The sequence below is a fragment of the Peribacillus sp. NPDC101481 genome (assembly GCF_044767165.1).
GTDB lineage: Bacteria > Bacillota > Bacilli > Bacillales > DSM-1321 > Peribacillus.
The window spans coordinates 392356-408443 of the sequence record NZ_JBIWNJ010000002.1; the positions used below are offsets into that span (position 1 = coordinate 392356).

Annotated in this window: 14 protein-coding genes; 11 read left to right on the plus strand and 3 right to left on the minus strand. The window is 36.9% G+C overall.

Going from position 1 to position 16088, the window contains the following annotated elements; translation table 11 throughout:
- The first annotated feature begins 1 nt into the window (after position 1).
- From ACIROD_RS11875 to ACIROD_RS11920, 10 genes are all read left to right on the plus strand, one after another.
- Positions 2 to 718 carry a cupin domain-containing protein gene (locus ACIROD_RS11875; protein ID WP_101224292.1) on the plus strand — a complete coding sequence of 239 codons (717 nt, stop codon included), beginning with the start codon at positions 2 to 4 and terminating at the stop codon, positions 716 to 718.
- Between the two features lie 442 nt (positions 719 to 1160).
- Positions 1161 to 1982: an FAD synthetase family protein gene (locus ACIROD_RS11880; RefSeq protein ID WP_101224291.1), complete on the plus strand. Its 822-nt coding sequence runs from the start codon at positions 1161 to 1163 to the stop codon at positions 1980 to 1982.
- Positions 1982 to 2443: a flavin reductase family protein gene (locus tag ACIROD_RS11885; RefSeq protein ID WP_402942890.1), complete on the plus strand. Its 462-nt coding sequence runs from the start codon at positions 1982 to 1984 to the stop codon at positions 2441 to 2443. The genes ACIROD_RS11880 and ACIROD_RS11885 overlap by 1 nt, the downstream gene beginning before the upstream one ends.
- A gap of 131 nt (positions 2444 to 2574) precedes the next feature.
- Positions 2575 to 3348 (plus strand): IclR family transcriptional regulator, encoded by a 774-nt coding sequence (locus ACIROD_RS11890; protein WP_402941011.1) that lies wholly within the window; start codon positions 2575 to 2577, stop codon positions 3346 to 3348.
- Positions 3349 to 3665: 317 nt separating this feature from the next.
- Complete coding sequence (locus ACIROD_RS11895) at positions 3666 to 5009, plus strand: MFS transporter (RefSeq protein WP_402941013.1); 1344 nt, start codon at positions 3666 to 3668, stop codon at positions 5007 to 5009.
- 494 nt (positions 5010 to 5503) lie between these two features.
- Positions 5504 to 6859, plus strand: a complete 1356-nt coding sequence (locus tag ACIROD_RS11900) for an APC family permease (protein ID WP_101224289.1) — start codon at positions 5504 to 5506, stop codon at positions 6857 to 6859.
- Positions 6860 to 6886: 27 nt separating this feature from the next.
- Positions 6887 to 8512 carry an amidohydrolase gene (locus ACIROD_RS11905; protein WP_402941017.1) on the plus strand — a complete coding sequence of 542 codons (1626 nt, stop codon included), beginning with the start codon at positions 6887 to 6889 and terminating at the stop codon, positions 8510 to 8512.
- Between the two features lie 34 nt (positions 8513 to 8546).
- Entirely contained in the window at positions 8547 to 9446 is a 900-nt protein-coding gene (locus ACIROD_RS11910; protein WP_101224287.1) for a carbon-nitrogen hydrolase, read from the plus strand.
- Positions 9447 to 9751: 305 nt separating this feature from the next.
- Complete coding sequence (locus ACIROD_RS11915; protein WP_230177252.1) at positions 9752 to 9892, plus strand: amidohydrolase family protein; 141 nt, start codon at positions 9752 to 9754, stop codon at positions 9890 to 9892.
- A gap of 495 nt (positions 9893 to 10387) precedes the next feature.
- Positions 10388 to 11746, plus strand: a complete 1359-nt coding sequence (locus ACIROD_RS11920; protein WP_260356832.1) for a glycosyltransferase family 2 protein — start codon at positions 10388 to 10390, stop codon at positions 11744 to 11746.
- A gap of 339 nt (positions 11747 to 12085) precedes the next feature.
- Here ACIROD_RS11920 and ACIROD_RS11925 read toward each other — a convergent pair whose 3' ends face one another.
- Positions 12086 to 13279 (minus strand): chromate transporter, encoded by a 1194-nt coding sequence (locus ACIROD_RS11925; protein ID WP_402941023.1) that lies wholly within the window; start codon positions 13277 to 13279, stop codon positions 12086 to 12088.
- A gap of 626 nt (positions 13280 to 13905) precedes the next feature.
- On the opposite strand from ACIROD_RS11925, the gene ACIROD_RS11930 reads away from it, so the two are divergent.
- Positions 13906 to 14046, plus strand: a complete 141-nt coding sequence (locus tag ACIROD_RS11930; RefSeq protein ID WP_157831099.1) for a hypothetical protein — start codon at positions 13906 to 13908, stop codon at positions 14044 to 14046.
- Between the two features lie 176 nt (positions 14047 to 14222).
- On the opposite strand, the gene uraH is transcribed toward ACIROD_RS11930, so the two are convergent.
- Together uraH and pucL are read right to left on the minus strand one after the other, a co-directional pair.
- On the minus strand, positions 14223 to 14582 hold the full coding sequence (gene uraH, locus ACIROD_RS11935; RefSeq protein WP_402941026.1) for a hydroxyisourate hydrolase: 360 nt from the start codon (positions 14580 to 14582) through the stop codon (positions 14223 to 14225).
- Between the two features lie 9 nt (positions 14583 to 14591).
- Complete coding sequence (gene pucL, locus ACIROD_RS11940; protein WP_402941029.1) at positions 14592 to 16085, minus strand: factor-independent urate hydroxylase; 1494 nt, start codon at positions 16083 to 16085, stop codon at positions 14592 to 14594.
- Between the last annotated feature and the right edge of the window lie 3 nt (positions 16086 to 16088).

Consider the following 16088-nt stretch of genomic DNA (forward strand, 5'->3'; position numbering starts at 1 on the left):
AATGGAAAAATCAAAAATGAAAATTGATAGAAAACCAGAATTAGAATTTGTTGAGTATAAAACCTTTGAGGCTGTTCCTTCAAAAACTGTAAAAGGTGCATCTCAACGAATTATTGCACAGATTCCAGATACTAATGTAGCAACTCGAATTCTTGAACTGGAGGCAGGTACTGATACATCCCCTGATGGAGTCCAAGTCCATGATTTTTGGGAAGAATTATATATTATAGAAGGATCCTTAATTGATTTACGTCTAAATGAGGAATTTACAGCAGGAATGGTTGCATGCCGTCCTCCAGGGATGGAGCATGGTCCATGGAAATCAACTAATGGTTGCAGGATTTTCGAAGTTCGCTATTATGCAGATCAGAAAAAAGAAGAACATGAATTTGTCGATCATAACACTTTTGAAGCGCAGCCTTTTAGTAAGGTTAAGAGCCTTTCTGAAAGAATCATTGCTTCTGACCCTACTACAGGAGTCGCTACAAGAATTCTTCATAACGGTCCAGGGACAGATACTTCTCCTAATGGGGTGCAAGTCCATGATTTTTGGGAAGAATTATATATAATTGAAGGATCTTTAATTGATCTACGTTTAAATGAGGAATTTACAGCAGGAATGGTTGCTTGCCGTCCTCCTGGGATGGAGCATGGCCCATGGAAATCACCGGATGGCTGTAAGATTTTCGAGGTCCGTTACTACTCTAAGGTACAATAAACAGATATGTTTTGAAACGAATAAGCTCCTGCATATACGAATATGGTAATCCATCAAATGGCTTCTCGTGACATTAAACAACGAGGAGCCTTTTATCTCTGATACATTCTTACGCAGGAACCCAATGCGAATGCTCAAATTGATTATTGGGGTATTTAAGTATCTGAATATTCCGTGTAATAGATTATGTATACAGAGTTCATTACGAAGAAACTCTAATTGTTAAGCAATGAGTGCACATTCATGAAAAGTTCAATTGTTGACTTAAAATGTACGTCATTAATGGTTGATGGGTCCACCGTACACCAGTATTACACAAAATAATATCGGCTAAACATTTTAAAAATCATTATCTTGATGACGGAGAAGGTGAAGCAGGTTGGATGTTTTCCATTTAGCACATCCACTAGAGGGATCCCTATATCCAAGGGAGCCTCACGTAATGGCATTAGGTTTTTTTGACGGTGTTCATTTAGGTCATCAATCTCTGTTGAAGCAAACCAAGAGAATAGCCGAAAAGAAAAATCTTAAATTCACGGCGATGACCTTCGATCCACATCCAAATGAAGTAATCAAATTGGAGAAAGATTGGAGATATTTAACTCCCCTAGCTTTAAAGATTGAAAGAATGGCTGCTATTGGAGTGGACAAGCTTTTTGTCATAAAGTTTAATTTAGCATTTGCTTCCCTTCAGCCATCTGAGTTTATTAAACAATATGTTTTAGGTCTTCAAGCTAAACATATAGTGGTAGGATTTGATTTCACCTTTGGAAATAAAGCTCAGGGTACTGTTGATTATTTACAAAAAGTGAGTAAAAACAACCTCTTTGATGTAACCGTCATTTCAAAACAGGTACATAATGGCGAAAAAATAAGTTCAACTTTAATTAGAAAAATGGTAAGGGATGGAGATGTCCACCTCGTACCCTACTATTTGGGACATCATTTTGAAATTAATGGGGTCGTTTATAGTGCAAATAGACATAAACATGAGAAAGAGACAAATATGGAAATCTATATTGGGAATAAGTATATCCTGCCAGCACCAGGCTTATATCGTGTAGAAATCAAAAACGAGAACAAATCTTGTCATGGGAAATTTATAAGATATGGGTGCAGCAAGAGAAATGATGAAATAAGCGGTCAAATTATAGAAATGCTGAAGGGAGGTGTTGTGGAAGAATTGACTGTTAAATTCATAAAACAGATTCCTTTCGAATCAATGTTTAAGTATAGTTCAAATTTTAAGGAGGTTATAAAATGATGGATGATAGAAATTTTAGAAATGCGATGGGGAAATTTGCAACAGGAGTAACAGTCATTACAACACTTTTAGAAGATGAAGCACACGGTATGACGGCGAATGCTTTTATGTCAGTTTCACTTAATCCAAGAATGGTCTTAATATCCATAGGCGAAAAAGCTAAAATGCTAGATAAAATTAATGAATCTGGAAAATTTGCTGTAAATATATTGTCAGATGCTCAAAAAGAGTTATCCATGCATTTTGCGGGGCAGATTAAAGAAAAACGTCAGATTGAATTTGGCTGGATAAATGAACTGCCAGTAATTAAAAATGCTTTAGCAAATATCGTATGTAAGGTCCATAGTAAACAAATGGCTGGGGATCATACACTCTTTATTGGAGAAGTAACTGAACTCGTCGTTAGCGAAGGAGCACCACTAGCCTTTTATGAAGGGAAATACGCCGAAATACTCAGCTAATCTGTTTATATCAGGATTTTTGTAAAAGTTTGATCATTAAATTTGAAAACGATGATCCTGTTCCGTATTAGTTAAAAAGACCGTAAAGCATTCTTGAAAAAGCGCTTTTGTTTTGTTAAGGAGGGGAACTCATGCAAAGCAAAAATAAGACAGCCGTCAGATCAATGGATATCCTTAATCTTTTTTTAAAGCACTCAAAGTTAAGTTTTAATGAAATCGTACATTTTTCAGGGATACCGAAAACATCTGTTTATCGAATGGTAATGTCACTTGAAGAGATGGGTCTTCTCGCAAAAGATAGAGATGGAAAATATTCACTTGGCCTGTTATTTCTTCAGTTTGGCCATTTAGTAGCTGAACGTTTCGATATTCGGCAGGTAGCTTTGCCGATAATGCAAAAGCTTCATGATAAGGTAGGGGAAGCCGTTAATCTCATCGTACAAGACGGCAAAGAGGCAATCTGCATCGAAAAACAGGATACAAAACAGCGTGTAAGGCTTAATACGGCAATTGGCCGGAGAACACCGCTGTATGCCGGAGCGTGTTCTCGTGTCATTCTCGCTTTTCTGCCGCAGTATGAGCGGGAACAATATTTAGAGCAAATAGAACTGAAGTCGATTGCATCTGGAACAATTACTGATAAAGAGAGACTTCGTATTCTTCTAGAAGAGTCTCGAAAAATGCAATTTACGATCAGTCACTCGGAACTTGAAAATTATATATCTGCGGTAGCTGCTCCTATTTTTAATTACAAAGGTTATATCATTGCGGGCATTAGTGTTGCTGGTCTTGAAGTGAATTACCAAAACGAGTTGTTGCCTCCATTGGTTGAAAAGGTTAAGAGTGCAGCACTCGATATTTCACGGGAATTTGGGTATAACGATAAACATCTTTGTTTAGGCTAATATATCCACGGTTGATAGACAAATTGCGATTATAGGCTTTTTCACCAGAACAATTAGTGCCTTATTGAAGGTATTTATATAATGTATTGTGGATACACAACACATTATACTGAATACTTATGAGTCTGATTAACTGCATGTTCAAGATTAATATAAGGCACAAAGTAAACAAATAGCAGGAGATCAGACTCTCTTTATCGGGGAAGTAACATAGTACGTTATTAATGTTGGTGCACCATTAACCTATTAATAATCAGCAAGCCATCCACATCCAAGAACCCGCATCCAGGAAGTAACTAATCCGGAGGTGTGTTAAATTGAGTGGGAAAAAGAAACTGGACAAGAAATCACAAAAGATATTATTTGCAAGTTTACTTGGCAGTACCATTGAATTTTTTGATTTCTTTCTTTATGGAACCGTTGCTGCACTTGTATTTAATAAACTGTATTTTCCTAATGATGATCCGTTTGTAAGTTTATTGCTTGCTTATGCATCATTTGGCATTACATTTTTTATACGACCTCTTGGTGGGCTTGTTTTTAGTCATTTGGGAGACAAGTTTGGCAGGAAAAATACTCTTGTGCTTTCACTTTTATTAATGGGAATTTCTACTGTATGTATTGGACTACTTCCAACATATAGCATGATAGGGCTTTGGGCTCCAATCCTTCTGGTTTTTTTTCGTCTCGTTCAAGGGATTGGACTTGGCGGGGAATGGGGAGGAGCAATACTCTTAGCGGTTGAATCTGCACCTAAAGAAAGACGTGGCTTTTTTGGAAGCTTTCCTGCAATGGGTATCCCTCTTGGGATGTTACTTGGGACATTCTCCATTTCATTAATGAGTTTACTTCCTGAATCACAATTTCTTTCATGGGGATGGAGGGTTCCATTTGTCCTAAGTGCGATTTTAGTAGTTATTGGTATCTGGATAAGGAAAGGGATTGAGGAAACATCGGCCTTCAAGGAAGAGAAAGAAAAAGGAAACGTCGTAAAAATCCCACTATTTGAGACACTGCGATATCATTGGAAAGCTGTTTTAATTTCTTTAGGAGCAAAATGTGTTGAAGTGGGCCCATTCTACTTATTTTCCACATTTTTCATATCCTATGCTACAGAAACACAAGGTTTTTCAAGGACTACAGCTTTAAATGTAGTTACTGTTGCAACAATCGTTACAGCGATTTGCATGCCATTTATGGGAATGTTATCTGATAAAATTGGCCGTAAACGTGTTTTTCTTATTGGTACTATCGGAATAACGCTTTTTGCCTTTCCATACTTTTATTTATTTTCCTTACAATCCACTCCTTGGTTATACGTTATTTCAATAGTGGGCTTAGGAATACTGTGGCCTCCAATTGCGGCGACTATCGGGACAATGTTTACTGAAATGTTTAGTACGAATGTTGGTTATACAGGAATAACGCTTGGTTATCAAACAGGCTCTGCATTATTTGGTGGAACTGCCCCAATGATTGCGACTATATTAGTAGGCACCTACAATAATTCTTGGGTTCCGCTTGCTTCATTTTTAGTATTTCTTTGTATCGCATCTCTTATCTCAGTATTATTTGTCCGAAGTAGTCAAAGTAAAAGTAATCCTTTCTCTGAAAAAAGGACAATAGACGATAAGGATACAGATAATCAAATAAGCGGGTAATGAATAGTCTTTCTAAGAGGGAAAATAGATTGATCTTTAAAAATGGTGACGTTTAACAGTTAATGAAGAGCGAAGTTGTACGAGAGCGGTTGGGGTAGGGAAACCTTCCAATATCGCTCTCTTTCAATGAAGTCTCTTTGAAGTGTTTACGGTAGAAGGCACCAAGTAGACTATGTTCGGGCGATGGCATTATGATAACTTTGCCATTTGATTTTTCCTTTATAAATGACTTAATGAATAGATATTTCTTAGATATCGGAAGAGTGAGAGCCGAGGACGGCTAGCTGAAGAAGAAAAGTATTGAATAATGGGTTGCCATATCCCGTCCCTGACGACTGATTATGCAATATTAAATAAATGATGTAGAATTGCATAAACCTATTAATTCATTAAATAATCTGTATATTGCAATTGTTGGCAAAATACCATTAATACCCACTTGGTATGGTATTTGCATATAAATTAATTAATCACGAATAAGGGTGGAGTGATACATGGAGAATGCAAAATTAAGACGTTCGTTAACAGTATTTCCTTTAGTGCTATTTGGATTGGCTTATATGGCACCTACAACAGTTTTTTCTACATATGGGGTTGTTGCGGAGATAACGAAAGGGATGGTACCAGCTGCCTATATCATAGCTTTGGCTGGTATGTTGTTTACAGCCTATAGCTATGGTCAAATGGTTAAGGCCTACCCTGTTGCCGGTTCTGCCTATACATTTACTCAAAAGGCTCTTAATCCTCACCTTGGGTTCTTAGTGGGCTGGGTTATCCTATTGGACTATTTATTTTTGCCAATGATCAATGGATTACTGATCGCTATTTACTTAAACGCATATTTTCCATCCGTTCCTTTTTCCTTCTGGTTAATTGCCTTTGTCATTTTAATCACCACTGTAAATATAATTGGAGTGAAAATAGCAACAAAAATAAATGTTTTATTAGTTGCCTGTCAATTTCTTATAATAGTAATATTTTCATTCCTCTCGATTAAAGGGTTACTTAACGGAATGGGTTCAGGAACATTATTCATGAGTTCTCCATTTGTGAACGGAGATATACCACTATCTTTAGTATTAGCGGGATCATCTGTTTTGTGTTTATCTTTTTTAGGATTTGATGCTGTTACCACATTTTCAGAGGAGACCATTAATCCGAAAAAAATAATACCAAAAGCCATTTTCCTCGTCGCGTTAATAGGGGGAGGTCTGTTTGTCACCATCTCATACATCAGTCACCTTGTTTACCCAAATTTCCAAGCTTTTAAAGATCCGGATTCCGCTTCCTTGGAAATTGCCATGTACATAGGGGGTAATTTATTTCAATCTATTTTTCTAGCAGGATATATTACCGGAGGGCTGGCATCTGGTTTATCAGCTCATGCAAGTGTTTCGCGACTTTTGTATGCGATGGGGAGAGATGGAGTTCTTCCAAAGAAAATATTTGGTCACATTCATCCAAAATTTCAAACTCCAACACATAACATCATCTTAGTGGGTATTTTTGCTTTATCTGCTTTATTTGTTGATTTAGTGACAGCATCATCCTTTATTAACTTTGGGGCGCTTGTTGCCTTTACTTTTGTTAATCTTTCGGTTATTTCCCATTATTATATTAGAGAAAAACAGCGAAACGGAATGAACACACTAAAATACCTCATATTGCCGCTGATTGGTACTGGTTTCACAATTTGGTTATGGACTAGCCTTGATTCAAAGGCACTTTTACTCGGACTGGGATGGTTTGGAATTGGTTTCATCATGCTGCTTTCAAATACGAAATTGTTTAGTAAGCGGCCGCCTGAGCTTTCTATTGATAATGCGATTGAAAAAGAAATTCAGGCATAAAAGCTATATTCATCAAGGAGGATAAAAATGGTAAGTGCAGACATCATTCTTTCTGGTCAACATGTTTTTACTGGGTTACAAGATGAGCCAATAAAAGCAGCTATCGCCATTAAAGGTAATAAAATTATTAAAATCGGTTCTAAAGAAGATATAATGTCATTCCTTGGAGATGAAACAAAAGTGTATGACATGGAAGATGGACTAATTATTCCGGGTTTTCATGACTTTCATATGCACATTATGATGGGAAGCATTTTACAGAAGGATAGTGCTAAATTATTTGATGCAGCTTCAGAAGAAGATGCAGCCAAAATAGTAGGTGAATTTGCAGAAACGAGACCAAATGATGAGTGGATATTTGGCGTCGGCTGGGATCATACCAATTGGAAGAACAAAGTGCTGCCACATAGAACAACGCTAGATAAATATATTAGTGATCGCCCTGTTTTATTATTCAATGCAGAAGTGCATTACGCATGGATCAATAGTAAAGCAATGGAAATGATTCAATTAACGAAGGATACCCCAGATCCGGAATATGGGGAAATTGGAAAAGATGAAAATGGGGAACTGACAGGCCTTCTATTTGAACAGGCAATTGGCTATGCATCAGAACATGCATATAAATTACCGAAAGATAAACGTGTAAGCCTATTCCAAGGTTTTCTTAATGAAACAAAAAGATTGGGAATCACATCCGTTAATGATTTATATGGAGCTAAAATTGCGCCAAATCCATTAGACGATCTTGAAATTTTCAAGGAATTTGAGAGAGAAGGGTTACTTACAACCAGAATTCACTTTTCGCCGGAGTTAAAAATTGATTTAGCTGCCGCGAAGGAATTACAAACAAATTATCATTCAGACAAGCTCACCTTTTCTGGATTAAAACAATTTATAGATGGTGTTGTGACAAGTCATACTGCTTTTTTATTGGATCCTTACAAAGACCGTCCAGATACAAAAGGCGGAACAACTTATCCAGCTGAAACAATTAAACAATTAGTAAAAAAGGCAGATAAGGAAAATTTCCAAATTCGTTTCCATGCTATTGGTAACGGTGCAGTCCGCTTAGCTTTGGATGCATTTGAAGAAGCGAGAAACGTAAATGGACAAAGAGATGCTAGACATGTCATTGAACATGTGGAAGTATTGCATCCGGATGATGTTCATCGCTTTAAGGAATTAGATGTAATCGCTTCCTTTCAACCTAAACATATTGAATTAATGGAAAGTGAGGCATACACAGCCAGAATCAGTGAAAAACAACAACCTCTCTATTATCCTATCAAAACACTAGTGGATACTGGTGCTAAAATTGCCTTTGGTACAGATTTTCCTGTAGTGCCCTTAAATCCGATGATGGGTATTTATCAGGCAATCACCAGAAAAGATTTAACCGGGAAGGCGTGGCAAGAGTCGGAAGGAATAACATTAGCTGAAGCGTTAAAATATTACACGGCTACACCGGCATTCGGGTCTTTCAGAGATAATGAATTAGGCACCTTGGAAGCAGGGAAGATAGCGGATATCGCAGTATTAAATAAAAATTTATTTAGCATATCAACAGAGGAAATTCTTGAAACAGAAGTGAAGATGACGATTATGGATGGAAAGGTCGTATATGAAAACCAGGTCGTCCAAAAGGTATAAGATAAAACAATATTAAAAGGTAGGTAGTGAGAAAATGTCAAAAGTAAAAGTTGGACTTATTCAAATTCATTGCGGAGAATTCATTGAGCAAAATATCCAAAAAACGATAGAGAAAATAAAAGAAACAGTAAATAAAGGGGCACAAATCGTTTGCTTACAGGAATTATTTTCTTCGCAATATTTTCCGCAAACGGTCAGTGTGAAAAATTATGATTTAGCTGAAGATGTAAATAGCGGTACATTAGCCGAAATGGGTGAATTAGCAAAGGAATTAGCAATTGTCTTGATTGTCCCTTTTTACGAAAGAGCAGGTGCTGGAATTTATTTTAATAGTGCAGCTGTATTTGATGCTGATGGAGAATGTTTAGGGATTACAAGAAAAAATCATATTCCGGATGGTCCCCAGTATCATGAAAAATATTATTTCGTTCCAGGCAATACAGGCTATCCTGTCTATGAAACGGCTTATGGAAAAATAGGAGTCGGGATTTGTTGGGACGAGTGGTATCCAGAAGTTGCCCGAATTTTGAGCTTACAAGGTGCAGAGATATTATTCTATCCTTCCGCTATTGGTTCAGAGCCAGATCATCCCGAGATATCGACAAGATCATCCTGGGAAAAGGCAATTTCCGCTCATGGCATTTCTAATGGTGTATTCGTTGCTGCGACAAATCGAGTGGGCCAGGAAAAGGACATGAATTTTTACGGCGGTTCATTCATTAGCGATACATTCGGGAATATTCTAGCTTCACTTGATGAAGAAGAAGGAATTATTGTGCAAGAAATTGATTTAAATGAAATAGAAGAGACTAGAAAAATTCTTCAATTCTTTAGAGACCGTCGTGTCGATACATACGGCCCTATATTACAAAAAGAAATACTCCCAACCCCATCCCCTTCAAAAAAGGGAACAAACAAAGCGCTGTTTAGTTAATCATTAAAAAATAATGCATGGATTTTCTCTTAGGAAGTCCCGTACCAATCAAGCTAATTCTGTTTTTTAAAAGTAGGAATTGCTGTCTTATTTTACGCTTACCACATCGTAATTAAGGCTGTGCAATCCTTCTTCTCAAATTTGGTATGCTTCGCCTGAAATTTAAACGAACGATTGTTGGTGGACACGTTGTTTATGTTCAGGTGAGGACATTAGTAAAAAATAATAACCGTCTCTGCTAACTTTGCCATCTAATGTTTACTTTATAAAGGTAATTTTAAGAGCATGAATAAGGGACATTGGAAGTGGGGAAGCTTGCTGATATCGTTGCCCTCGACCGTGATCTTTTTGCGGTTCCGCTTGAGGAGATACCAGAAACGAAAGTGAAAATGACCATCATGGATGGTAAAATCATCTTCACTGCTCCTGAATGCTTAAATGCGTAATAAATTATACAATGGAGGTATAATAGGGCTCAGTCGATTATAGCGAAATATATTTAAAAGAAATAGCAGGTGGGACTACCTGTTATTTCTTTTTTGTTAACTGAGAGCTATGCCTTAAAAGGTATAGCGTTTTTGTTTATACAAGCAGTTTTATCAAAATTTAAAATAAACAGGTGTATAAGTATAAAAACAAGGAAATAAATTCTGAGGAAATAAAAATTTCAGGTGGAGTTATTAGTTTATTATACATGACTAATAGTGTACTTTTTTTGTATTTTAAGATAATTCCAGGAAAGGAATTTTCTTATAGGGGTACCGCTAAAAGGTCTGGCAAATACAGTAAACGAATCCATTACGTGTTTTTAGATTTCCCTGAAATACGTGTAGTATATATCCTTTTTCTTATTTACCCACAAAAAAGCCAGATTCCTCTTGAATTATATTGGGAGAAAGCAATATTATTTTGCTATTCTTATTTTAAGGAGGATTGTTTTATTGGGTATTTTTATCGTATTTATGTTCTGTTTATCTATTGTTTTTTCTTTACTTCATTTGTTCCATTGTTTACCTTGGTTTCGTGGACAAAACGAAGGGATAAAACAGATTCTTGAAAAGGAAAAAGGAATTAGTATTCTAGTCCCTTGTTATAATGAACAGGGAATTATAGAAACCTCCATTAAGAGTATGAAATCATTATCTTATTCACAGTTTGAGGTCATTTATATTAATGACGGTTCAAATGATAAGACTATGAATCTCTTTCATAAATTTCTAAAGTTAAAACCATGTTCAAAATCTGCACTTAGAAAGCTTTCCCATAAGAAAGTAGAAAATTTTTATCAATCCAAACTTTATCCTAATATCTACGTTATAGATAAAAAGAATGGGGGAAAAGCTGATTCCTTAAATGCAGGTATTGAATATTCTAGCCAAAGTTTGATTGTAACATTAGATGCTGATACCATATTGACAGAACAGGCCTTATCAATTGTTAACAACACATTTGAGGATAAGGATGTAGTTGCTGCAGGTGGTATGGTGCACGTTTTGCAAACAAAAACATCTAATCCTTTGAGAGACTTGTCTTTACTTCATGCAAATATGCTAGTTCGTGTCCAAATGTTGGATTTCCTAAAAGCATTCTATATTACCAAAGTATCTCTTGCACGCTTTCGTGCATTAGCTATCATATCCGGAGCATTTGGTATTTTTACAAAACAAGCTCTTGTTGATGTAGGAGGATATCGTACAACAATAGGAGAAGATATTGATATAACACTGCGCATTCATAGGTACATATCGGGACAGAAAAAAAAGAAGATTGTTTTTGTACCGGAAGCTGTTTGTTATACAGAATTACCTGAGAACTGGAATGATTTTATCAAGCAACGCATACGATGGCAAAAAGCATTTATTGATTGTTTTATCCATTTTAGATCCTTTTTTTGGAAAACGTTTTTCACTAAGCCGGTTTCCTTTTTCTACATAGCCGAATCTTTTTTAGTAGGGACCGTGGGTACTTATATTACGACAGGTATTTTTGTGATAAATAGTACCTTAAACCCTCCTACTTTATCTCCTTATTATATATTTACCTATTTGTCTTACATTTTTTTATTTAGTTTAACGTATGACTTGGTGGCAATTGGTATGGGTAAGCATTACGGGTTTACGTTTCAGAAGAAGGATAGATATCGATTATTTATTACAATTATTTTTGATATATTTGTCTATCGATTTGTAACTTTGTATATTGTTATGTATGGAAGCATTGCTTATTTCTTTAACAAAGACTGGAATAAAGTTGCTCGAACAGGAAGAAATTATCAAACTGATTCAAAATCTGCAGCATAGTTTGAAATCTGGCCTGATGTTCTGTTTCATCACACTGCTTTTTTAAAATGCCAAATTAGGTATCTAAATGCCAATTATTGCTTTATAGAAAGATTAATTTAGCACAATTCTCGAAGACCGCCCTTTAAAGGGGGCGGTTATTTTGTTCAGCTGTAGCTTTAAATGAAGATTGTAGCTTCCGTTGTCGTAGCTTTTACTAATGCAATTAATAGGGATTTTATTTCAATAATAGGGTTGTACTAGGGGCAGCCTTGGAACTAACGGTGCAGGTTAGTTCCATAGGAAATATAGAATGAATAAGATGAAAATGTGAAACGATAAATGAATAAAATACCCGATTCATATTAACGTCATAAGTGAGCCGCCAGTAGCACCGGTTATCACTATAAACCAAGCTGGCAATTTCCAGTACACAAGCATACTAAATAAGATGGCAGCAAAAGCAAAGTCTATAGGAGCTAAGATGGAGCTGGTCCAAATGGGATTATAAAAAGCCGCAATCAAGATGCCTACAACTGCTGCATTTACTCCCATTAATGCCCCTTTTACTTTAGAATTACGGCGTAATGTGTCCCAAAATGGCAATGTCCCTAGAATAAGAAGAAATGCAGGTAAGAAAATAGCAATTGTTGCTAATAAGCCACCTTGCCATCCATTTATCACGGCACCTATGTACGCTGCAAACGTAAATAATGGTCCTGGTACAGCTTGTGTTGCACCATATCCAGCAAGAAATGCCTCTTTGTCTAGCCATCCAGTAGGGACAAATTCACGTTCAAGCAATGGCAAGACTACATGTCCACCACCAAACACTAAAGAACCAGACCGATAAAAGCTATCAAACAGAGCAATCCAATTTGATGAAGTAACCTCTCGTAAAATTGGAAGTAGAAACAGTAATCCGAAAAATAAAGCTAAACTAACAAAACCGACACCACGCGAAATTGGAAAATGAACGTTAGATTCATAACTTTCGTCGTGTTGTTTATAAATTAGAAAACCAATAAATGCGGCCAGTATAATAATACCAACTTGCACATAGGCAGTCTGCCAAATCAAGGTCCCAACCAAGGCTATTAATGCAATTGTCTTTCTCTTTATATCTGGAGTTGAATTTTTTGACATCCCCAAAATGGCGTGTGCAACTACTGCTACTGCTACTATTTTTAATCCGTGGATCCAGCCTGCATTTGAAACATCCATTCCTTTGAAAAATGATGCTAATATTACTAACGCTATCACCGAAGGCAGTGTAAAACCAAGGAAAGCTAAAATTCCACCGAAGAAACCTCCCCGCATAACTCCGACTCCAATTCCAACCTGACTGCTAGCTGGACCAGGCAAGAATTGACACAAAGCAACTAAATCAGCATAGCTTTTTTCATCCATCCATTTCCGTCGTCTAACATACTCATCATGAAAGTAACCTAAATGTGCTATTGGCCCACCAAACGATGTTAAACCAAGCCTTGTTGAAACTAATAGTATTTCAATTAGTGACTTTAAACTTCTGTTTGTTTTGTTTTGGTCCACTAAAGTATTCCTCCATTATTTAAGTTCATAAGCTTTCTTTCCGGCTTCCATAAATATTTCCTTTTTAAGTGGTCGAATAAATAATTTTCTTATTTTCCCATCGACGCTTCGTTCCTCATTTATTAAAAGTCCATCAGATTCAATTGTGTATAAAGTACCTGAATTGACGGTTTATCCATGTCATTTTAGTTCTTCGAACATCCAAAGACCAAAGTCGATTATCTATAATGAAGTATACTATTTATAAATATTTAGTTTCTAATTCCAACAATTAATTTACACACTCTTAATATTTGCTCAACCTAACATTATTTATCAAAAAATGGAAACATTTATAGCCCTTAATGTTTAGGTAAATCCATAATGAAAGCCATTACCGGAAGCTGATCAGCAGCTTCTTTTCTTTTGGAAAAAAAAGCAGTAATTATAAAGAGGAGAGATTTTACACCTAACGTACGTCCTCCTTTTTTTGTTAAGTGAGACGGTTAGCAAAGAACAATATGGGAAATACTAAAAGAATGAAAATCTTACCGAATTTTCAGAAAAATACATTGACGGGAAATTACAGTTGTTATATATTATTAATAAGTTAAATTTATTGTTATATAACAGAAGGAGGAGTCAAGATGATGAATATTCAGGATAAAGCCTATGAAAGTTATTTAAAGATTTGTGAAAGGTATGAAATCGAGTCGATAAACTTCGACCGCTTCATCAAAAACTTAACTAAAGATCAGTTGGATGAATACAGTAAATTAGCCGTTTAAATGAAAGGACGTGATTGCACAAGATGGATCTCCCGGTTGATGTAGATGTAGAAGCCAGTTAGAAACCCCACCAGTTGCTATTGGGAACAGGTGGGGTTTTGTTATGTGTTTTAAAATCCAGACTGTAATCGATCAAAAAAGAAGCTACCGGAGAAGGTCTTCTCCGGCAGTTTCTTTTAACTTCCCCGATACACTTGATAGCCCCATGGGGAAACGAGCAGTGGCACATGATAATGAGAGGATGGGGAAGATAGTCCGAAACGGACGGGTACCTGGTCCAAAAAGGGCGGATCAGGAAGCTCGATGGACTTATTCCGGAAGTAATCCCCGATATGAAAAATGATTTCGTAGTTTCCCATTCTAGTGTTTTCTGCGTTCAGCAGCGGGGCATCGAGCCTCCCGTCTGTATTTGTGACCGCTGAGTGGAGCAGCTGCCAGTCAGCGGTTGATGATTCAGAAAAGTATAATTCAATCGTCACGTTTTCGGCCGGCTGGCCATGCATTAAATCCAATATATGTGTTGTTATACCAGGCATAAATACTCCTTAACCGATGTTTTCTTCAGCAGCAGCCAGGATTTTATTATTTTCGAGATTTTCTTTTTTAACGGTGAAGACCTGAAATCCATATGGCGGGCGCGGCTCTGTATATACTTTTCCTTTGGATTCCGGGATTTCGGAAACGACTGTATCCCATGTGTGGTTTTGGGATTCGAATGTAACTTCAAGAAGCTGAGGGAATCTGGTTAAAATACGGCAGCCGATTTCATAAATCAGATTTTGGATCGAAGGAGTCTCCATTTCATGGAAAACGGATGTAGCAATATCGATTACCTGTTCAGCAGCCACGTATTTAGAAGGATCCACACCGAATGCATCCTTTTGATCCTCATAGACCCAGTGGAGATTCAAATAGATGAAAAGCGGACGATTTCCATCTTCGGGAAGCGTCGTATACTCATCACGGACAAAACCGACAAAAGAGTTCCCGCTTACTTTGATTAATTGGAGGTCAAGGATGGAACTGCTTTGCTGAACGATTTCGCTGCCGTTTTCCCTACGGATGATTTCGACGGCTGCCTTGGCCCTTTCGTTGCGGGACTTTTTGAATACAAGGTCACTCGGTTTCAATTGAAGATCCGTCGCTTCAGTCACAGCTTCGAAAGGGATATCCTCGGCAATCAATTTAACCGTATCGATTTGAGGATATTTGTTAAGGAAGGCTTCTGACACATATGAAGCAAATCCTTCTAATGTTGCTCCTTTGAATGTGGCTAAATGCCGTTGGATGAAGTTTTTCATCGAATCTGTCGCGACGACCATGGAATTGTCTCCTTCCGTGAAGGAGGTAAGAAAAGAGGAGCCGCCAACGGAAACTTTTACATTGGTGCCAAAAATGATATGATCTCTGCCTGAAAAAGTGGATTCTGGTATTTGTTTGATTCCGGTTAAAGGCTTTGAATAGGTCCTATAGGCAAAAACATTTCCTTTTCCATAACTTAGTGTTTGTGCGGCTGATTTATTTTTCATTGAATTCTCTCCTTCGATTTTGATTTTATCCTGTAAACGAAATAGGGCAATTTTATGAATTTCAGATAGTGCCTTATCGAACTCTATTGTTTCTGAATGGTGAATCCTTGTTTTCATCGATTGATATATGTCATTTTTATCTTTGCCGCGTACAGCCAGGATAAATGGAAAGCCGAATTTATTCATATATTGCCGGTTCAATGATATGAAACTTTCATATTCTTCGGCAGTAAGGTCCTTTAAACCGGCGCCATGCTGTTCCTTAGTCGAATCATCACTCATTTCAACTTTGTCCCCTAGGTTCGGGTGCTTCTTGATTAATGTTAACTTTTCTTCATTTGACGAATTGCTTACAATGTCCACCATGCATTGATGCAGATTGATAATGGATGAAAATGGTCTATTGGCTGCCGCCTTTTCTGCAATCCAAGGTGAATGTTCGAAAGTATCACCAAGGAACATCGTGAACTCCTTTTCGCTAATTGCATTTAGTGACTTAATAGTAATCATTCT